Annotated in this window: 27 protein-coding genes; all 27 read right to left on the reverse strand. The window is 47.1% G+C overall.

Features of this window, described 5'->3' with window-relative positions:
* Positions 1–45 precede the first annotated feature (45 nt).
* The 27 genes from Dvar_RS28335 to Dvar_RS28465 all read right to left on the reverse strand — a co-directional run bounded on the left by Dvar_RS28335 (position 46) and on the right by Dvar_RS28465 (position 21017).
* Complete coding sequence (locus Dvar_RS28335) at positions 46–354, reverse strand: antibiotic biosynthesis monooxygenase family protein (protein ID WP_419656506.1); 309 nt, start codon at positions 352–354, stop codon at positions 46–48.
* Positions 355–1145: 791 nt separating this feature from the next.
* Positions 1146–1280 (reverse strand): hypothetical protein, encoded by a 135-nt coding sequence (locus Dvar_RS28340; protein WP_419656507.1) that lies wholly within the window; start codon positions 1278–1280, stop codon positions 1146–1148.
* Between the two features lie 139 nt (positions 1281–1419).
* Positions 1420–1785, reverse strand: coding sequence for a HipA domain-containing protein (locus tag Dvar_RS28345; RefSeq protein ID WP_419664169.1), 366 nt, complete (start codon positions 1783–1785; stop codon positions 1420–1422).
* Between the two features lie 53 nt (positions 1786–1838).
* Positions 1839–3230, reverse strand: a complete 1392-nt coding sequence (tnpC, locus tag Dvar_RS28350) for an IS66 family transposase (protein ID WP_419655468.1) — start codon at positions 3228–3230, stop codon at positions 1839–1841.
* A 49-nt stretch (positions 3231–3279) separates the two neighbouring features.
* Entirely contained in the window at positions 3280–4089 is an 810-nt protein-coding gene (locus tag Dvar_RS28355; protein WP_419656508.1) for a type II toxin-antitoxin system HipA family toxin, read from the reverse strand.
* A gap of 471 nt (positions 4090–4560) precedes the next feature.
* Positions 4561–4695, reverse strand: a complete 135-nt coding sequence (locus tag Dvar_RS28360; RefSeq protein ID WP_419656507.1) for a hypothetical protein — start codon at positions 4693–4695, stop codon at positions 4561–4563.
* 176 nt (positions 4696–4871) lie between these two features.
* Positions 4872–5276, reverse strand: a complete 405-nt coding sequence (locus Dvar_RS28365; protein ID WP_419656509.1) for a type II toxin-antitoxin system VapC family toxin — start codon at positions 5274–5276, stop codon at positions 4872–4874.
* Positions 5273–5500, reverse strand: a complete 228-nt coding sequence (locus Dvar_RS28370) for an AbrB/MazE/SpoVT family DNA-binding domain-containing protein (protein WP_419656510.1) — start codon at positions 5498–5500, stop codon at positions 5273–5275. The genes Dvar_RS28365 and Dvar_RS28370 overlap by 4 nt, the downstream gene beginning before the upstream one ends.
* Positions 5501–5540: 40 nt before the next feature.
* On the reverse strand, positions 5541–5717 hold the full coding sequence (locus Dvar_RS28375) for a hypothetical protein (RefSeq protein WP_419656511.1): 177 nt from the start codon (positions 5715–5717) through the stop codon (positions 5541–5543).
* 312 nt (positions 5718–6029) lie between these two features.
* A complete protein-coding gene (locus tag Dvar_RS28380; protein ID WP_419656512.1) occupies positions 6030–6446 on the reverse strand; it encodes a type II toxin-antitoxin system VapC family toxin in 417 nt (138 codons plus the stop codon).
* A gap of 11 nt (positions 6447–6457) precedes the next feature.
* A complete protein-coding gene (locus Dvar_RS28385) occupies positions 6458–6700 on the reverse strand; it encodes an antitoxin (protein WP_419656513.1) in 243 nt (80 codons plus the stop codon).
* Positions 6701–7147: 447 nt separating this feature from the next.
* Positions 7148–7324, reverse strand: a complete 177-nt coding sequence (locus tag Dvar_RS28390; protein ID WP_419664170.1) for a helix-turn-helix domain-containing protein — start codon at positions 7322–7324, stop codon at positions 7148–7150.
* On the reverse strand, positions 7321–7491 hold the full coding sequence (locus Dvar_RS28395) for a type II toxin-antitoxin system prevent-host-death family antitoxin (protein WP_419656514.1): 171 nt from the start codon (positions 7489–7491) through the stop codon (positions 7321–7323). Before Dvar_RS28395 ends, Dvar_RS28390 begins: the two co-directional genes overlap by 4 nt.
* 442 nt (positions 7492–7933) lie before the next feature.
* A complete protein-coding gene (locus Dvar_RS28400; protein WP_419656515.1) occupies positions 7934–8530 on the reverse strand; it encodes a GGDEF domain-containing protein in 597 nt (198 codons plus the stop codon).
* A 598-nt stretch (positions 8531–9128) separates the two neighbouring features.
* Positions 9129–11825, reverse strand: coding sequence for an AAA domain-containing protein (locus tag Dvar_RS28405; protein WP_419656516.1), 2697 nt, complete (start codon positions 11823–11825; stop codon positions 9129–9131).
* Positions 11783–12286: a hypothetical protein gene (locus tag Dvar_RS28410; RefSeq protein WP_419656517.1), complete on the reverse strand. Its 504-nt coding sequence runs from the start codon at positions 12284–12286 to the stop codon at positions 11783–11785. The genes Dvar_RS28405 and Dvar_RS28410 overlap by 43 nt, the downstream gene beginning before the upstream one ends.
* A 141-nt stretch (positions 12287–12427) precedes the next feature.
* Complete coding sequence (locus tag Dvar_RS28415) at positions 12428–12901, reverse strand: HNH endonuclease (RefSeq protein ID WP_419656518.1); 474 nt, start codon at positions 12899–12901, stop codon at positions 12428–12430.
* A 33-nt stretch (positions 12902–12934) separates the two neighbouring features.
* Positions 12935–13237: an HNH endonuclease gene (locus tag Dvar_RS28420; protein WP_419664171.1), complete on the reverse strand. Its 303-nt coding sequence runs from the start codon at positions 13235–13237 to the stop codon at positions 12935–12937.
* Between the two features lie 301 nt (positions 13238–13538).
* Positions 13539–13868, reverse strand: coding sequence for a hypothetical protein (locus Dvar_RS28425; RefSeq protein ID WP_419656519.1), 330 nt, complete (start codon positions 13866–13868; stop codon positions 13539–13541).
* Positions 13869–14017: 149 nt separating this feature from the next.
* Positions 14018–14155 (reverse strand): hypothetical protein, encoded by a 138-nt coding sequence (locus Dvar_RS28430; RefSeq protein WP_419656520.1) that lies wholly within the window; start codon positions 14153–14155, stop codon positions 14018–14020.
* Positions 14156–14239: 84 nt separating this feature from the next.
* Positions 14240–15400, reverse strand: coding sequence for an IS4 family transposase (locus Dvar_RS28435; protein ID WP_419656521.1), 1161 nt, complete (start codon positions 15398–15400; stop codon positions 14240–14242).
* Positions 15401–15542: 142 nt separating this feature from the next.
* Positions 15543–16616 carry a 5-methylcytosine-specific restriction endonuclease system specificity protein McrC gene (gene mcrC / locus Dvar_RS28440; RefSeq protein ID WP_419656522.1) on the reverse strand — a complete coding sequence of 358 codons (1074 nt, stop codon included), beginning with the start codon at positions 16614–16616 and terminating at the stop codon, positions 15543–15545.
* Positions 16613–17893, reverse strand: coding sequence for an AAA family ATPase (locus tag Dvar_RS28445; protein ID WP_419656523.1), 1281 nt, complete (start codon positions 17891–17893; stop codon positions 16613–16615). Before Dvar_RS28445 ends, mcrC begins: the two co-directional genes overlap by 4 nt.
* Entirely contained in the window at positions 17890–19146 is a 1257-nt protein-coding gene (locus Dvar_RS28450) for a hypothetical protein (protein ID WP_419656524.1), read from the reverse strand. Before Dvar_RS28450 ends, Dvar_RS28445 begins: the two co-directional genes overlap by 4 nt.
* Before the next feature lie 109 nt (positions 19147–19255).
* Positions 19256–19579 carry a hypothetical protein gene (locus Dvar_RS28455; RefSeq protein WP_419656525.1) on the reverse strand — a complete coding sequence of 108 codons (324 nt, stop codon included), beginning with the start codon at positions 19577–19579 and terminating at the stop codon, positions 19256–19258.
* Positions 19555–20412, reverse strand: coding sequence for a hypothetical protein (locus Dvar_RS28460; protein WP_419656526.1), 858 nt, complete (start codon positions 20410–20412; stop codon positions 19555–19557). The genes Dvar_RS28455 and Dvar_RS28460 overlap by 25 nt, the downstream gene beginning before the upstream one ends.
* A 23-nt stretch (positions 20413–20435) precedes the next feature.
* Complete coding sequence (locus Dvar_RS28465; protein WP_419656527.1) at positions 20436–21017, reverse strand: transcriptional regulator; 582 nt, start codon at positions 21015–21017, stop codon at positions 20436–20438.
* Positions 21018–21075: the final 58 nt, after the last annotated feature.

Consider the following 21075-nt stretch of genomic DNA (forward strand, 5'->3'; position numbering starts at 1 on the left):
GTAAGCAGCTACGATACGACTCAAGTCAGTCGCTCACGGTCTGAATTACGGTATAATCCCACCGGCTAAGGATTCGTAGACGCGATACGTTGTTTCTTTACCAAGCAAGGTATCCACTTGTTTTTGCAGTTCCACGCGCTGATCACTTTTCAGCCAACGGTTCCAGTCGTCCAAACTGTTCCATGTGCTCATGACAAGGAACTCACTTGGATCATCCAACCTTCGGAATGTCCTGCCGGTAATGTACCCCGGTTGCGTTGTTGCCAGTGAGCGAAGTTTAACAATCAATGGTGCAAGGTTTCTGACTTGATCCTGATTGGTAAGGGTGCGTTTGATCATAACTGAGACTGTCATGATGCCCTCCTTTTGCCGGACTTCAGTCAATGTGGGATGCACTACATTTCAATGTTAGCCTTCACGGACTTTCCTTGTCAATCTCGTAACCATTTACCCGTTCCTTATAGGCCCGGGTACTGTTTTGGCCTTTCACCGGGGTGAGGCTTCTGATTGGCTGCCGCTTTGATAATCTTGAGGATGCGACTGCGTTCGTTCCGTCGATTTGGCCTTTGGAAATTGGCAATATATTGTTGGTGGCTGAACGGAAAAAACGAATTAAAGTGCCGATATTAAAGAGCTAATAAAATATCTATGACCTTTATGTGAACCACGGATAATGAATAACTATCGGTCTGCATGGGAAAAAGTGTGTTTTCGAGTCGCCGGCCCCGCCTTTTTAACCAGGTAGACCCGACTGTTTTCTTCAACGAAATCGACCTCTGCCGACGGTACGATCCCAGCTTTTCGCGAATTGCGCGTGGAATGGTGACCTGCCCTTTTCATTTGTTATAATTTGGTATGATATTTCAATACTGAAATGGAGATTTCGCGATGATATTTGAACATGCCAGCGTCTTTAGAACACGCTTGCATAAAAAAGGCAGAGCCTCGTTAAAGGCTCTGCCCATTCAGCCGCCGTATCAGCGGATTAAATTCCTGTTGCCAATTTATTCGAAGCTCTGCCGTTTACCGTGCCCTCAGATCCTACAGGAGGCTTGCGATTCCCGGCCAGCCACGCATCTGTTGATGAAGTAACCTAGCGCTACCAGAGTAATTGCAGTTCCAATCATGGGGCACCTTCCTTTCATTTATCCCGCCACATCGATTCCCATGTCACAGCCCAGATGCTCGTCTTTGTTTTCACACTCGAAGTTTCTTTCACGGGTGTCAACGTGTCCTTCGCTCTTGTCATCAAAGTAGTCCTGAGTTCTATTCTCGGCCATATTATCACCTCACTGGATTTTTGTTTGGGTTGTTTCATCTTGCTTGAAATAAAGTTAAGACATCGAGCGCATGAGGCAATGTGAGCCGGTTGGCTGGGTGATGGCAGGTTAATACTATCACTTAAAAACGCAATAAATCCTACTTTAACAGGACGCCCTCGGTCGCGTAAGGATTCAGAAACTGCCGTCTCCAGAGAAGTTTTCTATCAACATCACTCAACCCGGCTTTCTGGCAGACGGCGTCCCAATGCTGTTCGATGACGGCAACCAGGTTGCCGAATATTTCGCGGGCTTTGTCCTCGGAAAGAAGGAAGTTGTGCGCAGTCTGCAGGCAGGTTTTAAGCTGGCTCAGGTTGTTATTGCCGTGGATAAGCATGGCCTGCGAGGCCTCTTGACCGGTACGACCCTGGGGACAGATATCGTAAGCCGGCGTCAGGGTCAGCGCCTTGCCGTCCCAGAACGCCGCGTGGTTTCGTGCATGATCATCGGTATTACCGCACAGGATATTGAAGACGAGCCGGGAAAACGTAAGCGTTCACGGGATAGGCACGGCAAGGATCAAATCCACGCAAGATCAGGAATCGATTTTTGGAAATAGGCTTTGACGCAATCCACAAGAACAGGAAAAGTTGCCTTTGCTTTGATACGGCAAGTTTCTCTTAGAGATAAAACACGTTCCACCCAGCGGTTTCCTTTTTCGCTTTGTGTGCCAAGGCTGCGTTTTCTCCACAGCACACCAAAGCGCAACGCTCTTTCGGCACGATTGTTGGTGGGCTCAACGCCTTCGTGATCCATGAAAACCCAGAGGTTATCAATTTCCCGGATGATTTGGCGTGCGAGTCTACCGGCATCGGTCTCATCAGATTCCCAAAGGGTGACGGTAAACAGAAAGAAGGTATAAAAATCCGACCACTTCTTTGGGGCGGGAGGCTCTTTGGCAAAATGGACCAGTTGCCTCAACCAGCCAGCGATGATTTCTCCAAAGCGTCGCAAATCGGCCTTTTTCCTTTCCGCGAGTGCGTCGGCTTTGCGAATCAGATGGGCCAGACACGTTTGGCGGTTGACCCATTTACGATACAGACCATATCCATCGCTGACAAGGATTCCTTGCCAGTCCTGGATCAGGTGATCGAAGGCTTCTTTGGATCGATGAGGATCGATGCGATAAAAGGCGACCCGCTCATTGACCATGGCCCACAGCCAGTGCAAATCGTTTTCCCTGAACCATGAGGTCTCGTCGATATAGTTGCACCAGAAGCTGCGGGCGATCCGCCCGATCTCATCATACACCGGCAGCAGCGCTTCGGCGTTACGGTCGACGAGTTTTTGGATAGTTCCTGTAGAAATAGGGATTTGCAGTACGGATTCGCAAAACTGCTTGACGTCGTTTCTGCTCATCGCCTTGATGCCGCTCAGTTCTCCGACCAGGGCGGTAAAACGCGGGCCATAGCCGGTGGCCTGTTCCGGTGGAAGCTGGGCTTTGACGGTTTTGCCGCAGTTGGGACAGTCGCATTGCTGGAGAATAAAGTGGCTGACTTCCATCTCGATCTTAGGCAGTTCAATACGTTGGTGGACGTAAAACGGCTGCATTTGCTTTGGATCAAAGTGTGTATTTCCGCATGAGCAACGTTTCGGCATTAACCATTTGGAATCAGTCGGATCCAGTATTTGCTGCTGATGCGCCTTGTGACCTTTTTGTCCGCCCTTGGAACGATTGCTCTTTTTCTGTTTGCGTTGCTTTTTAGCAAAAGGCGGGTCTGAAGATGGCGGTTTGCTGGAATTATGAGAATTTTTTTGGGTACTCACTTCAAGCTTTTCAATGCGCTTTTCGTGGGATTCGACCTGCTTCTGCATATCGTCCAGCGTACGTTCCAGGTACATAATGTAATGCCGCACCATCTCTGGTGTCTGTAGCCAATCGAGCTCTGAGAAGGGTCTTTTGAGTGCCATGAAAAGCACTTTATCATAGGTAAAATAAAAAATCTAGCGATTTTTTCAATTATTTCAGACAGTTGCTGATGGCTTGTTTTTTCTTTTGTTTTCTGATGGTTACGACTGGAGGGTAAACATCCAGAATACCCCCTGAACGCTTACGGGAAAACAGTTCCTTCAGTGTATGCCTTGGATCGGTAAAACGGTGGCGGATAATCTCAGATAAGGTTTCATAACTGGCGTAACGCGCCATCATTTCATCCAGACCCAATATCGTCAGGGCTGATACCATTGCCTTTCGTGCCCATTTATCACCTTTGGCCACGCGGTCGAAGCGCTCGATCAGGAGTACATCCCTGCTTGCCGCCCGGGTCAGTTTTACAGGCGCCACGTCCAGCCCGGCCAGTGCCGCCAGGCGCATGGCAATGAATTCGGCCTTGACGACGCTGTACAGATCTGAGCTGGAAGAAAACTTGGCCACGTATTTTTTGTCCTGGTCCTGAATCAGGGCCTTTGGCCGTGCCCCGCCGATGGAACTGCCATGGAACAAGGCCTGATCCAACTCCGGTGTCAGCGGCTCGCCTTTTTCGACCCGCTCTGCGGATTCGATCAATTCCTCCAGACTGACATTTTCAGCGGTACGCGGCATGTATTCAGTGGGTGAGCGCTGAAAATCAAGCGCACCGATCCGGTCCGATCCAGACTCCAGGAGGTAGGTCAGCTCATCGAGCTCGGCTGTGTCCGTAGCCGCTCCTTTACCCCCCAGCTTCCTGTTGATAATCACGCGCCGGCCCCATGCATCGGGCGCAGCATCCCGGATACAACCGGGTATGGTCATGCCCTCGGGCAAAGGCAGTGCCCCTGGCTTTAAGGGCAACTCAGGTTCATAAATCGCTATCGCGGGATTGCTGCCTCCAATCCGATTCAGGTAGCTTTTACCGTAGTTGAAATCGCATATAACCCATATGATACCCTTATGGGTTATATATGCTTATTTTTTCGGGAAGCATTATCCTTTTGGGTCAATTTGTCTCGCGCGAAGACGCTAAGCCGCTAAGATGAAATTAAATTTATCGCGTAACGCCGATATCGGGCAAATTGGCCATTTTTGGATGAACACTAACTAAAAAGGCAGAGCCCCGTTCGAGGCTCTGCCCATTCAGCCGCCGTATCAGCGGAATCAGCGGATTAAATTACTGTTGCCAATTTCTTCGAAGCTCTGCCGTTTATCGTGCCCTTAGATCTTACAGGAGGCTTGCGATCCCCGACCAGCCATACATCTGTTGATGAAGTAACCCAGCGCTACCAGAGTAATTGCAGTTCCAATCATGGGGCACCTTCCTTTCGTTTATCCCGCCACATCGATTCCCATGTCACAGCCCAGATGCTCGTCTTTGTTTTCACACTCGAAGTTTCTTTCACGGGTGTCAACGTGTCCTTCGCTCTTGTCATCAAAGTAGTCCTGAGTTCTATTTTCGGCCATATTATCACCCCACTGGTTTGAAAATTCTCTGTTTGTTTGTTGTTTTGTTTCTTCGTCTTTCTTGGACAAAAGATATGACATCGAGCGGATGAGGCAATGTGAGCCAGTTGGCTGGGTGATGGCAGGAGAATCCTATCACCTGAGCGGAAAGCCATCCGCCGGAGACAGAGGATCTTTCAAGGATGAATTAATTTCGGAGCCGGAAAATAGGTCCGGTATCTGGCCACGCCCCGCGTCATCAGGGGAAGACCGAGGACGGCAGCCTGTGCGCCAATGAAAAAATCGGGGAGCGGTGATGTTTTACTGCCGCTGCGCTGACGGGATGTCATGAAAGCCTTACCTGCCAGAAACAAGGCTTCACGGGGAATCGGCACGATCTGGAACCCGGCTGTGCCAACTGCTTGCTCCAGATCCTCGATCCGCTCAAACCCGATCGATATCTCACTGTAGACGACCGGGCTGATGTACAAGCGACCATGACTGGCGTAATGCTCAAGTTTGGTTTCTGACCACTGCGCCCATTTCGGATCATCCAGAAACAGGTCCAGGATAACATTGGAATCGATGAAGATTCCGCTCATCCATCCCCCCGGGTCAGCGCCATAATCTCATCGGTGGTCATGTTTACCGTGGCCACGCCACGAAGTTTGGAAAAAGTGTGTTTTCGAGTCGCCGGCCCCGCCTTTTTCACCAGGTAGACCCGACTGTTTTCTTCAACGAAATCGACCTCTGCTGACGGCACGATCCCCAGCTTTTCGCGAATTGCGAGTGGAATGGTGACCTGCCCTTTGGTTGTCACGCGCATGTTTTATCCTCCGACAATGGTTGTAATACCAACAAAAATATTACCCTTTTAATGGAATGTCAATCAGCATGGGTGCCACCGCTTCTGCCTTGTGTTGCTGGAATTCAGACAGGATGTACTCGGTTTTCGGAGACCGCGGCCCCAGGCTTCTGCCGTTCCCTTCTCGATCCACGCTCCTGAACAGATACTCCCGACCGGCGGATTTTTTCCAGTGCATCCCCCCTGGTAAGCCTGCGATTCCTTCAGCGCCGCTGTCAGCGCGTCATAGAAAGGTGAAACGCCTGTTAAAGATAATAAGGTCGAAACACTCAACTTTGCATCATTCCGCCGCAGGCCGGAATCCAGTCATTACAATGCTTTCTTATAAATCTTTGCGTTCTTCGCGGCTTCGCGTGAGACATCAGGTAATTAAAACCATCCGCCCCCCATTTTCAGCAATCAACGGCTCCAGTCAGTCCTGTTTTTCACTCAAAAGCAATTTAATTTGTCTGGTTTTTTTAAGATGAAGAAAATTCCAACGATCTTTCTATCAGTGGCCAATAGGAACGGTCCAGTCCTCAATCGACAGACGGTGTTTGACCATACTGAACGCTTTATCATTCGTGACTAATATCGCTCCAACGGCAACCGAATGAGCAGCGATGAGCGTGTCCATTGTCCCAAGCGGAGTCCCTTCACTCTCGCAGGAAGCACGTAGTCGAGCGTATGCCTTTGCAGCGCTTGAATCCCACGGTAATATTTCGACACGAATTAAAAATTCTTTGACTACTACTGGCAGGCGCCTGGCTTCCGGTTTTTTAGCAACACCATGAAGCAACTCTGCCTGAGTGATTGATGAAATACAAACACTTTCCATCGGCACATCAACCAAACGCTTTCGGACTTCGGCTGGCTTTCCCTTAATAATGTAGCTGGCAGTGTTAGTATCCAGCATATAAAGTGGCATTTAAGCCTCCATTAAAATAAATCCCGGTCCGGCGGCAGGTCGTTGTCGCGATCAGCCATAAAATCCTGCGGCACTTCATTTGTATCTGCCAACTCGAAAAAGTCATTCCAGGATTCCGGCTTACGCGAGAGCACGATATCGCCGGAAACAGGATCTTTTCGAATAAAGACTTCTTTGCAGTCGAAACGAAAAGCTGATGGCAAGCGGACGGCTTGACTGCGGCCATTCATAAACAGCTTGGCAATATGGCGCATAGCAAACACCTCCTTTTGACGGTGAGATATTGTAGTGGCTCCTTGATGCACATCACAATATATATCACGCATTGTAATATATCAAGATATATTACAACATCAATATAGGCTATACCTTACAAGGATGGTTCGATGAAATTCTCGACGATCTGCCCCTGGGAGGTTAGGTCCATGATCGAAAGGAGGAGAAATGGATGGTATCATCATGCATAGGAATACTGGACTTCCCTTTCAGACATGACATCGGAACGGAAATAACTGCTTATGAATCCTGGCGTGTTCATCCCATAATTCTCTATGATTCGAACAACCGCCAGATTCGAGAATCCCATGGCCGTGACTTTTATATTTTCGCGTTCTTCGCGGCTTAGCGTGAGACATTATGCCCCCCATTTTGGCACCGAAGTTTCCGGCCGGCCCGTTTTTACCCCTTCTTTTGAGGAAGTTCTAATCAATGAGTTGCTCAACACTGATATCCATGGCATCGGCAAGTTTTTTCAGAGTGCTTTTCCTGGGGGTTGAATCTCCCCTTTCCAGCCGTGCAAGAGAAGGCTGCCTGATTCCTGCCCGGTCGGCAAGTTCTTCCTGGGTAAGTCCGAAGTGCTCACGCCAGGCCTTTATCAGCGTATCCCCCCTGACGTTTGACTTAACAACATCGTTGGGAAACCAAAGTCAGAGTCGTCAGTATCAATCTGGTTCCGCAATAAGCGCTGGTATTCATCCCACGGGATAACAGCAAATGCCGGCTTTCCGTCCTGGGTGATGATCTGATGGTTAGTATGTTCGTTCATTTCTTTTCTTGGCCTCCTGTATCGCGATGATTTGGACCTCTTCCTCGCTATAACACTTCGTCAATTTTATTTGTTATAATTTGGTATAATTTTTCACGCGAAGACGCCAAGCCGCTAAGATAAAAATTATAGAAGAACGATGGATTCTGGGATATTTACTGGCAGTGGTGGCGGAACGCTCCCCTATGGAGACCTCGAAACGATGAAAACGGCACTCCTTTTGATACTTTACCTGGTCGCTCTCTTAAACCGCCCTTTTCGGGCCAAAAAACATCGGTTTAAGGCCGTAAAACAGGCCTGTTTTTCAGCTAAATCCTTAAAAATGAGGTCTCTATCTTGGGCGACTCAGCGTCTTTACGGGCCTGTTTTCGACCTGCCCCCCCACCAGTCAGGCATTCAGTCTGGTTCGACCCGGCGTCAATGGTGGTAAAATGCGAGCATGTCATGCCGCGGCGATTTTTACTGTGTTCCTGCCTGATTCCTTTGCCCTGTAAACGCCATTGTCCGCTGAAGCAACAAGTTCATCAAGTGCCAGGTCAACCCCTTTCCGATTAGCAAGGCCGATGCTGACAGTTAATCTGAGTCTTTCTTTTCCCGTATCAATATCAGCATTTTCAATTGTTTTTCTTATACGCTCTGCAATTTTTTCTGCAGTTTCAAGGCCAGTATTCGGCAGAAGCATTAAAAATTCCTCCCCGCCATAACGTCCCACAATATCATATTCTCTTACCTGGGATTTCAATAGTTCTGCAACAGCCCGGAGGGATTTATCACCTGCATCATGCCCATGATTATCATTTATCCTTTTAAAATAATCGATATCAATAAACATCAGGGATACAGGTTCCAAGGTTCTTCTCGCCCTGGAAATAATATGGCGGGCCTGTTCATTAAAAAAACGTCTGTTTGAAATCTGTGTCAGTTCATCAATCCTGGCAAGTGCATTGAGCTTTTTTCTTAACAGATCTATTTCATAGACAGACTTGATATAGGGAAAGGTTACAAGCGGCGCAACCAGAATCGGGGTTATGATGTGCATTGTAATCAGTATTCCTGAACATTGATAATGGTTTCCCAGCTTGATTACAAGAATACCAATAAGGAGTGATAAAATAACAGACAGAATTGTGCAGAGAAAAACGATTGTACCAGTATTGTAGCGTGACAGTAAAAACCTGCTCATCAACTCGAATATCATAAACAAATTGCCTTTTAAGAACAGTTATTTTTGTCTGCCCTACTGGAGGGGATTTGAAGTGAGGGAAACGCCTTCACCTATAATACGATCTTTAGCCTCGAAAATCAAAAAAAAATAGTACCCAAACTGTACATCTTTATTGACATTTTTATCTTAATTCCTGGTTGTTGGCGTAGCCCGTCCCAAGCCACCCGAGCCCCACTGTGTTACCTTCCCCTAAGGACCACTGGGTCGGCACCCCGGAAGGGTGATTTCGGAGATCAATAGCGGGTCTGCGCTTCCCCCTGTCAACACTTCACGTGCAACCCCGCGATTGACCGCGCATGACTCGGGGCCATGATTGAGAAGTTCTTTTTTCATTTAGGGTTCTTTCATCTCATACTCTATTCCGGTTTATCCCAACGCTTTCGGTCCGACAAGACACCTAAAGAAACAACCATTAGTTCTTCATATTTTCCGTATACTTACATTGGGGATAACCTTTACACCCCAAGAAAGGACCGTAAGGACCGACGCGTTCGACCAACGGTTGACCGCATTTTTTACATATTCTGTTTTCACATAGACCAGCGCTCCCTTTAATGATGTCCTTACCGGGTTTGAAATGCCCTCCATTTTTCGCAGACCTGCGCACAGACCGGTTTAGGTCAACAGCCCACCCACAATTCGAAAGGCATTTGAAGAAGGGACCGTAGCGCCCCCTTGTATGAAAAACCGAGGGTGCACCACACGCTTCACAGACAGGGTTCTCCTGCGCAACCAAAAGCGTCATTACATCCCCGTCTTTCTTTCCGGGACGATTTCTATATAAGGTATATTCCGCTGCCGAGCGGCAGGCTTCACGGCTTTTGATGCGCATCATGCGTTCTTCGGTTCTTCCCCCATAGGAAAGCGGGTTGAGTGATCCATGCCAAAGCACGTCATCATCGATGAAGCACTCTTTTTGATGGATACTGTATCGAAGATCCACGGTCACCCCCAGTCGCTGAAGAAGGCAAAGGGCTTCGTTTACCGAATCGGCGGGGATCGATCCCTGATTTGCCGGAGGTCGGGTCACCACACGAATTTTTACCCCTTCGCTTATTTTCGCACGCAGCATATCTGAGAGAAAGCCCACACGGGAAGGAGTACAGAATCCTGAGAAAATAACCACCGTTTTTTTCGCGTTCCTGAGATCATGCAAAAAGGCATCGTCAAAAGATTCATCATTGAACAGCCCGGTCTTCGAAGAATCGAACCGAATCTGGCCAACCTCGGATGGCAGGGGAATGCGACCCTGATCGTTCGGGCCTAAACCAAGGATCGTCTCCAGCGGCACCACGCTGCCGCGATCTTCCATCATGCGCAGCACATCACGAAGAAAGGCATTGCCGGGCAACTTGGACTCCAAATACATGCGATTGGCAAAAACCACGAGATGACCTCGCGGGCGGCTCAGGGCTACATTCAAGAGCTTTGGCCCATCATCATCTAAAACGTTGGCCTGTAGGAATCTGCCCGGCTTCCACATGCCATAGCCATCCGTGGTATCGAAAATAATGGTCTCTTTTTCGTTGCCCTGAAAACGATGGACAGTACCGCAGGCCACGCTATGCATTCCCATTTCGCCAACTATTTTGGATAAAAATGTGGCTTGGGCGGTATATGGCGAAATCACACCCATATCGTTGATTCCGGTAATGCACCCCTTTTCCTTTAAATGCCAGCACAGGTTTCGAACCCCCACGGCATGGAGCACGTTATACCGCGAGTAGGTGTTGGGCTTGATGTTGGCAAACGGGGTTTGATCCGAGGTGTCCACCAGGGTCAGTGGATTACGCAGTATATCAGGATAAGAGGCAGCAGGGGTTCTCGCGTTTACGCTGGCATCGGTTTCCAATGCATCGCTATAAAATATCCGGTTGACGATGTAGCAAATATCTTCCGCCATGCGATACTGCCTGGTAAGGCGGGCAAGGTTATCCGGGGAAATCCCTTTCCCTACGGCCTCGGTAATACCGACCTTGGTAAAAATATCCTGCCCCATCCACGTTTTGACGAAAGGATCCCGTGAAGCGATAATGGGAGGGAGTTGCCTGAAATCTCCGGCCACAACCACCTGCCTGGTCGCGAGTCCGACCACGTACCCCACGGCGGGAAGAGGCAGCATGGATGCTTCGTCCACGACGACGGTATCGAATGATTGAAAGGCGTTGGGTTTTAAATAGGCTTGCGTGGCCGTGGAGGCGATGACCCGGCAGGACTTTAGCACCTTTTCTCTGATTCCGGCCAATTCCTGTGTGATTTCCCTGATTCGATTGCTAAAGACATCCCGCTGCTGTTGATAAGCCGAAATCTCTTTTTGAAGGCGCTCCAACTGAATACCACGCAAAGTGGCGTCCAATGCACGTATTTCTTTATCGAAAAGTTTTGTTTCGTTCTCGATCGCTTTGCAGTTTGCCAGTTGTTTTTGGCTTGCATCTTCCACATTTTTGATGTGGATTTTTTGGCTTTCAACCAGCGCTTCAATATTAACCGGATTCAGGGCGGTAAAAAAACGTTTGAGCGTTCCTGCAGATTGCGCCCTGGCCAATTTTCGTTCCAGGTCATCAAGCTGGATTTTTGCGTCAAAATGTTCTTGATTAATGCGTTTCAGTTTGTCGTTTGCGAATGCCAAACGCTCCAGACACGCGTTTTTTTGATGTGCCAGGGATGCGCGTTTTTCCCATTGGGCCATAAGGCGACGGTTGGATTCATTCTTTTCATCCAGCTTGGCCATATGCTGCTGGAGATCGACGTTCTCCTTCTCAAGGGGTTCGGAAAGTCGCGCAACGATCAGCACGGCATCAACATAGCCTCCGAACCGCGCTTTCAGCTCCTCTTTGACCATTTGGCCAAACCGTAGAACAGCGCCATTTTCAAACGCCTCACAAGTGCACTTCAACCGTTCGCACAGTTTTTCGAGCAATGCATCCACGGCCTGGTTGGTGTTGGATACGATGAGCACCCGCAAACCGGCCCGGTAATAGGCTTCCACGATGTGGGCCAGGGTCAAGGTCTTCCCGGTGCCGGGTGGCCCCCAGAGATAGGACACCTCGTTACAACATGCTGTTTTTAGTGCACTGAACTGGGAAGCGTTGAGACTTCCACGCGGCAACTGTGTTTCAGAAAAGGATAAGGTTTGGACGCTTTTTGCCCCATGGCTTTTTCCAACATGGGAAGGTCCCGTTTTGTCTTTTCCTCACCCACCGAATCAAAACGCGCCTTGAGGCGCAGAAGCAGGAAGGTCGTATCGCTGCGAATTTTTGCAAAAGGAAGGTGCGGCCCCATGTCCGATTCAATGGAGATAAGAATTCGCTCATCGGTTACCGACACCACCGTGCCTTCTTTGTCTCCATCGCCGGTCACCAGAACAACCGGCATGTCATCCCTCAGATTCACCCCATTCGGGTTGGCGAAGGCGTATATGTGGCCTTCACTGTTTGATTCCAGCCGTTCTCCTTTGGCCAAATCGATCGTTGAGGCGAAACGTTGTCTTTTCTCAGCCTCGATCTCGAAGTTGATCGCCTTGATGAAGTTGGTGATCAGATCACGGGAATTTTCTGATTTTTCATTCATTCAAAGTCCCTGATGGTAGATCAGATAGGATGTCTCTCACTGTAGGTACGCCCTATTAGCATCTGATACTTACCTTAAGTCCACTGGTCTTTGGCTTCTCATCAAGAAAATATACGATTGTTTCAACGTTTCCTCTCATTTTCAATACCGCTCTTTCCGGTGCCACGAAAAATTATCCTGCCCCGGCCAGAAGTGTTCGATCTCCGGTTTAAAAATAGATCGATCCATGAGCGTGAGGATATGCCCTGGTATGTTGCTGTCAATGCGTACACAATCGGAGACCAGTACCTCGTATTTTTTGCCGACGCTCATCAGCCCCTCACCGAATGACCAATGGCAAAGCAGGCAGAGGCACAGGCCGTTGGTGGGAAGGTCGTCCTTGCTCTCACTCCAGGGAACAATGTGGGCGGCTTCCACAACGGTATGTCCCTCTGGCGTCTGCATGCGAATGCCGCACAGGGCGCAGCGGTAGTCGTAAATGCTGACGATGGCTCTTCTGAAACCGGCATCCCTGACTTTTTCCTTCTGCGACGGGATATTCTGCTTCCCGTAATCGTCCGGAATCTGCTTCAACTGCAGTATTTCGTTCTTGTACCGCCCTGATATGTAATTCACTAATCCCAGCTCATAGGAAATTGTCTTAAAAGTTTAATATATAAAGTCCTTGAACCTTTCCCATCGTCGTTCCAGAAGATCGGGTGACGGCCGCAAGCTTTTTGTTTTAGGTATAATTATTTGTTGATTATGCATCCCCTGAAGTCCGTGCTTAAGCATAGGACCGTCAGTTTCATCACGGACGTCCTCACGGACCTCGATGATATAATCCGGTCTGATGCCAATAATAGATCGATCGAAAGCCGCATGATGAAGCTTGCAAAGACATAGACCATTTTTAACTACTGGCAGACCGTCTTTTTCGTTGTCAGGGATAATGTGAGCGGCATCTAACAGCTCCCTGTACTGGTGCTCTTAAGTCGGCACAGCGCACATTGGCTTTGGTAAGCATCGAGTACCCGCTCCCTAAATCCTCGCTGGTGCAACCTTATCCTCACAGATGAAGTAATATATTCGCGTCGAGCCACATCGCTGTTATCATGAATGGCATCGACATCCGCCATACCAAGCATCTTGCTCTTTACAATTGTCATATCATCAGCGGCGACGGTAAAGGACAAAGAAGAGGGATCGTCACCCACAATGAATACTGGCCAAACCACAAGGTATTTTCCAGGGACGATACCGTGAAAGTAGATTAAGGGCGTTTTAAATTCATTGCCTTGCGGAGGCTAATATTTTCATGGTGCTGGGGGTTAACGCCCCGATATTTATATCTCAGCAAATGGTCATTGCCAAAACTGTCATTGTAGGGACTTTTAGGTGAAGTGGTGATGCTCAGCGGTATTTCCGAGAGGATTTTGGGTTTGAATATACCTTGCGGCCCGATAAACTTCACATTCTTTCCTCGAAAATCGAATCCATGCCCAAGAAGCTCCCGAGGAAGGACATCACCATAGGTTGCCTCCTGTTCGGCCAGCCATTTGAAAGCCGCCAAGCGCACTTCAGTATCCAGTTGTTTTCTCAAGTTATCCTTTCACGATCCACTCAACATTTATCAAATACTTTTCAAGCCCAACTAACCGTTCTCAAATCAAAATATTGAAAGCAAAGTTTGATTCTTTCCTCGTATCCAATATTCCTTGCAGGTTAAAAAAAGATTATTTAAAGTTCCCTTCATTTTAAAAACCGCTCTTTCCGGTGCCGCAAAAGATTATCCTGCTCCGGCCAGAATTGTTCGATTTCCGGCCTGAAAATCGGTCGATCCATGAGAGCCAGGATATGCCCCAACATGTTACTACCTGAATTTTGCATGAAAATCTTCATCACACTTAGAAATACAATTATTTCCAATGATATATGGAAAATTCAAAAGTAGAACAAAAAAGTAGTTTCCGGCTAAACTTTTGCATTAACCATTTGTAATTTCATTTTTTTCCCATAATTTGAGTTAGCTTCGCTCATTGGCCAGCAACGGAGCTCGTTCTCAATTTGTGTACGTAGCTGCCTTACACGACGGATAGATACTTTTTCGTTAAAATGTTTTCGACAATATATTGCCAGCAGTAGGTATGTAATTAATCCGGCAAGGATTTGGACCATCAGTCCGTGGGGGCTACGGGCAATCAGATGATAAACTTTAAGATGCCTTTTCCACCAGGCAAAAAAGTTCTCGATGTCCCAGCGGAGCTTATAGGCTTGGGCAATTTGCTCAGCTGACAAATCATAGCGATTAGTGGCAATCCAATATTGAATGCGGTCGACTTCGTAGCCCACTAACCGTAATGGTGTTTTGCTCTGGTTAACACCGTTGGTACCCAAAAGCACCATGGCGTCGAAAAAAACAATGCTGCCGGCTGGCACAGGATTTTGAGAGATGATTGTTTTGGTCGTGCTGGCTTTGATCCGGCAGATATAAAACTTGTTTTCTTGTTGCCATTGGTCAAACAGATCGTGGCACTGGTATCCTCGATCCAGAACGCCTGTTTGGCCTTCGGAGAGTATTTTGGAAACGAAAGGTCTTTCAGCACCGTTACCGTCGGTCAGGTACACCTTTTTGGGGATGGATTGGTTCAGATCAAGGCCGACATGTACCTTTGCTTTTTTGACTCCTTTACGGTAATCGGCCCAGAGCATGGAAAAAGTGCCATCAATTAAAGAACCGTCAATGCCAACAAGGTTCCCAAGTTCTTCATGAGCCTTGGGTAAAATCTTCGAGGCTTGAGCTTGGAGATTTTGAAATACGTGCATGAATTGATCGAGACCCCGACTGTTGGTGGCTTCAGAAAAGCTGCTTTTTTCAATTCCGTCTTCAGGAGCAATGTGTTCTCTGGCAAAGTCATCCTCCTTGAGCGTTTGCAGCAGATGCTGAGCAGATGTATGTTCTTCCAGATGGAAAAAGACCAAAGCCCTGAGTTGGTCTTCGAAGGACATTTTTAGCTTTCGGTTTCCTCTGGATTTAAGTTCAGGCATATCATTCATGGCCTCAAGGGCGGGTTTCAAAAAATCAGCAAAAGATAAAGAACTTGGTGCTTTAAACGGGCTAAACGCGCGCGGCATGTATAACCTCCTGGTTTTATTAGTTATACAAAACCGCGATTCACATTAGCCGCTATTTGTCAAGCAAAAAAACACATTTTTTAAAATTATGTCGGTTAGTTAAATGCAATTTCCTATCCGGAAGTTACTGATTCATAATGGATTATCCCGAAAGCGCATTTGGTTTTGCCAAATCTAAAAGTGCTTTCAAATCGTTATCTATTGATTGCCAATCCTGATTCAGGTTGATGGTGTATATCATCACCTTGTGACTTTCCACCGTATAATTCAAACACAACTCCTTTTGCACAGTGGGGTACAGCAGAACCCCTGTACAATTAGTGTTGACGCCGCCTTGTCTCTCCAGATTCTTAAGATATGCAAAAATCTGATAGAAATGTTGAGAACGGATTTTCTCTGCGTCGTAGTGGCTGGCCAATGCTTCCCTATAAAACTTGGTATCGATGACAACTTTGAATCCATGCCCCTCGATGGAGATATCCGTGACCATCTTCGGTAAATAAACCTGAGATGCCTCATCCATGGCTTCGGCCTGCCATAAGATATCCTCACGCCCCACCTTGAACCCTATTGTCTCCAACCTGTAGAAATTGCGAACAAAATCTTCAAACAGTGCGGCCATTCGTTTTTCGTCGTCTTGGAAAAAGTCCCTGAACTTGCTCTTTCCCGGTGACTCGGAAGCCAACAGGTTATCAAACACCAACTCACAGATTTTCAGCAGAAAATCATAAAAAGCATTGTTGCGATGAAGCTGAACGCGGCTGAATACGGCATATGACAATTTAATGGGATCAACTTCATTAAAACGGCGGTAGAGTCCAATCAGCCTGTCTTTTAATTGGGAGTCAAGGCTTTCCACACGGATCATGGAAAGTAACGTCGTTTTCAAAATCCGGTTGTGCAGGATATTATGGTTCAGTTCATCGAATTCGCAGTGTGCAGTGGCCTTATTGAGCAAGTTGCGCTTTATGGTGGGGCTGAAAAGCAGTTTCCCTTTGAGGCATCGCACATCCTCGGAACAATCGACGTAACCACGATCCAGCCCTCTGCGTAAAAGGTGCTGGACACCACCACAGAGCACCTTGGCAAACAAGTCCACCAGACTGGTGCTATCGATTCCAGAAACATCGATCACATCCCGCTCGTCCAACCGGTTCCAAGCATAGCAAAGCAGGTAATAGATGTTCTGGATGGGAATTTTGCTGTCTTTAATCATGCCAATAGCAGGTCAATGCGTTTCTGGACTTTATCCGGATCATCGAACCAGTATTCCTCAAGTAACGGTTCGATTTCCGTGCGGACTACATTCTCATACCAGGTGCTGTTAAATTTTTGGTTGCTGTTCACAGTGCAGAAATAACTGTGCCCGATACAATACCCGCGGCCGAGATTTTTATGGTCCTCGGTAATTCGATCATTCAGCTGCATCATCCTGCCGATGACCTTGTCCACGATCGACGTCTCGACACCATGGTCGACAAGATACCGCCTGAACTTATCATTTTTAAAACCCGGGTTCAGGGTAATGAAGCCGAAGCGCCTCCTTAGTGCATAATCCACCATGGCAAGCGACCGGTCTGCCGTATTCATTGTTCCAACGATGTATACATTATCAGGGATATAGAAGGTGTCGTCTAAATCCTGCGCATAGGTCAAGGGTATGGCAAAATCCGGCCCCCTCTTATCACCTTCTACCAGCATGAACATTTCACCGAAGATCTTGCTGAGATTGCCGCGATTGATTTCATCGATGATAAAAACATGAGGATCGGCAGTATTTTTCTGGGCTTTGCGGCAAAACTCATAGAATACACCATTTTTGAGTTCGAACCGACCATCACTATTGGGTCTGAAACCCTGCATGAAGTCCTCGTAGGAATAAGACTGATGGAACTGAATCATGGCCACCCGACTTTTATCAATCAGCCCCATCAGCGCATAGGCAATGTGCTTTGCGATGAATGTCTTGCCCACCCCAGGAGGTCCTTGAAGGACAATATTCTTTTTTAACTTCAATATGTGGATAATCCGATCGAATTTAGCTTCATCTAAAAAAAGATCATTCAGCTCTTTCTTTTTGTCATAGATGGAGAGAGGGTCTACTATAGGCGGTGTTGCGCCAATCAAACTTTTCAGGTGCTTTACAAAATCAGGATACTGTGTAATGTCGGTCAGTGTTTTAAGGGCCATCTGATTGTCAGAAGTATCCCATACGCCCTTTTTTAACCATTTTACCTTTCGCACATGTTTGTGCTCATCCCTGTTGGCATCAAAGATATACTCTGATTGAACAATGCCGTATCCAAGCAGTTGACTTTTTCCCTTTTTCGCAAAAATATAGTCACCAATCTGAATGGTTTGTGCAAAGTCATAACACGCCAGAACTCGATTTGTGTGGGAACTGCTGTCACCGTATTCGGCTTGCATCTTGGTACGGATTGTTTCTTTGTCATCAATCTGGGTTAAATCGCCAAGGAAATCCCTGATTATCACGGATTTTGGGGAGGTCCTCTAAACCCCCCGAGTGACGCCGAAATAAGAAGATTTTGCAACCAATTCTCATGATATCGGAAGCCATTCAGTCTTTCGGCCGGACTTTGCAAGCCATGATACTTGGCGACCGTCCTCGGATTTGAAGGCGCAAAATTCTGGATGAGTGCCCATCCGCGAATACCCTGCTCGGCTGCCTCAAGACTTCCATGGAAATATTGGGTGCAGAATAGGTAACGATCCAATCGTTGCATGAGCCTATCGACCATGTTGCTTGTCCGATGCGCGCCGGGATGGTTATAAGCAATTGAAAATGAGGGAAGATTATTGCGCAGCTTTTCAAGCTTGGTCATGATGACAGATGGCATCTCACGGCAGGCAGCCCATTCGTGAAGACGCCTCACCCGTTGAGCAAAAGAGGCTTTGCTTTTAGCCTGATAGCAGCTCCACAGCTTATCTGAAACCAACCGGAAGATATCTTTGAACTTTTTCCGTGATCGATCTCGGATGGAAATGTAAAGGTGTAAAAAGCAGGAGATGAGCACCATAGCCGGGAATAATGACTTGAATGCGTTCATGGTTGGCATCCAGCCATCCGTGTTGCAGGTTTGCGGAGAGTAAGTCGGGTTCAAGTCCTGCGCTTCCTTTTTAAAAACACCATAGCCGGCCTCAAGGTCCTGTTGGCCGGCACTTTTCTTCACGGCCACGCCTAAAATGCAATCGTTGCCGACCGTGCAGGGCACATAGACCTTTTCGCCCTTGATTCGGCTGTGTTTTTCATCCGCGCTGATATGCTGGGGCAGGTATTCAGGGTTTTTAATGGAGGTGCCGATGAGGCTGTTTTTGCCAAGAGACGTCTCCATTCGGTACCAATACATCGGGTTTTTTCCGAAGCCGTAGGCTAACATCCAGAAGGGAACAGCAGCCTTGCGCAACATGAGAGGTTTTTCAACATCCTTTGTAAACCCAGTCATATAGGGCATAGCAAAGGCTGGACGTATCGTATAGGCGATGCCATCAACTTTAATACGGCGGATCCAAATCGACAGCTTTTTCGAACGATACTTATCTTTCATCCGATAGCCTTTGGAAAATGAAGGCGGAAACAGTTCTGGGAAAAGCTCATATTGCGCATCCAGAAATTTTCTGAAATCGACGGCCGAATTGATTTTGTTGTCATAGGGTTCTTGAGAAAATGGTAAACATATGGTTCTATTGAGTCGGGTGGTGGATGTTGCTGCATCTGCTTTTCCCATGTATAGTTAGAGACCTCCTTGCCAGGGTATGGTCTCTAACTATACAAAATCATTAATAAAAAGTCTAGTTGTTTAAATATTACGAAAAATCAACATGTTACACTAATGTTCATCCAGCTCCCCTAAATCCGTTATAATCAGGGAAATCCCAACCGATGGTCATCATTCCCTTTGAGTAATGACTTTCCCAGTATTTGGCATCCATTCCTGGTGAGTAAGTCCAATAGTGTACATCACTTTTTTCAATCAGGCCTTTTTTCTGCTGATTTCCAAAATATGACAGGTACCAATCAAGTTCGTGACCATCGATTCCAAAATCTTTTTGGAACTGAACCGCTGCGTCCCTGAAGTGTAAGTATTGCTCACCGATCGATAAGTTCTTTTTAATTTTCAATCTTCCCAAAACGTTCAAGCCCCGTTCAGTTGCCGGCACCCATACAACATCTTCTTGTGGGGATCTGAGATATAAGAACAGTGTAGCCAATCCTCTGCTGGCACCCTTGATCTTTCCTTTACATAGTGAACGTTCTTAAATTCTTTAAAATCCGGTTTCTTTCGAAGGTCCTCCACCATTGATGCCCCGTTTTTATTGTCATGATTACCAGATATAGCCTCTTGAAAGGCTTCCAGAGAAATCGTTTTGTAAGAGTTCCCAGATGATTTTATTTTTTTAAGAAAGTTTTCATAACTGTTGTAATCAGAGACATTGGTATCGATATTTCTCTGCTTGAAATAAGCGAGGCTCAATTTGTCTAAAGGCATGAATTTATCAGGCTGCAGCCAAAACAGTCCGACCGTCAGTTTTGCCACCCCAACACCCCATATGTTTAAACATCTATCAAACAAATTTGGTCGGATATTATCTTTGGTTACGGCTCGTTCAGCGAGGCGCCAAAGCAGGTCAATATCCTCATCGTTTCTCTTGTAGGCATAACCAAAAAACCAAGCTGCAGTACTCTGAACTACAGGTATTCCGTCGAAATCAATTGGAACCGGGGATTTGAGATCAAAGTATGTTTTTAGATATTCAAGGATAGCCATTCGATTTTTATGTGTTATACCCCGATTAAACATTGCAAAAAAAGTAAATGGATCAATAACTTTCAGCTCCGTTTTAGTACCATCTTCCATTTTATCAGTTAAACTAATCGTCTTTAACCCTTTATTTTTAATATCCTTAACAATCTGCAATAGATGATCAGGCGAATCCTTCTGCCCAGTTATTTTCTTGGCGAGTTCTTTATAGATGGCTACCCAAGTAAACATATACAACTCCAAAAATAAAAGGTTTAACCCCGTCTAACCGACATCCAATCCACACTCTCTTCTACACCTAACATAGAAAAACCTTCCAAGAACTCTGATACATATTGAGCCAGTGTCTGCTCCAGGCTCTGTCGCACTAATTGTTTAAGCTCGTCAGGCTTGACAACCACCGCCTCCGGCCCGATACCCAACACCCACTGGCGAATCTCATCCAAACCCGCCACCCTGAAACTGATTTCGATACCGCCATCAATGAGCTTCTGGATGCGCTGGCTCTGGTGCCAGATTTTTTCACCGATGTAACGCGCCCAGGACGGACTGATCCGGATAGTTACCGCATACAGTTCGTCCTGCATCACCCTGAAGCTGTGCCGGACATAATCATCAAAAGAGAAGCTCTCGGGAACAAAACGCCAGCGAGTGGTTTTGCCTTCTTTTTCCGTGTAAATAGGAAAACCGGCAAGCTGCAGATCGTCCATGTCGCGGTAGGCTGTGCGCAGGGAGACATTGCCTTCCTCGGCGACCTCGGCAGCCGTCAGGCCGTGCCTGCTCACCTCAAGGCGTCTTAATACCCGCCACTGCCTGGAAAGCTGGTCTCCTCGCATAGTCACCTTTGGTTGAAGTTTGAAAAATGAAGAATTAGATTTTAAGCTCGAAGGCTAA

The organism is Desulfosarcina variabilis str. Montpellier (genome assembly GCF_048565275.1).
GTDB classification, from domain to species: Bacteria; Desulfobacterota; Desulfobacteria; order Desulfobacterales; family Desulfosarcinaceae; genus Desulfosarcina; species Desulfosarcina variabilis.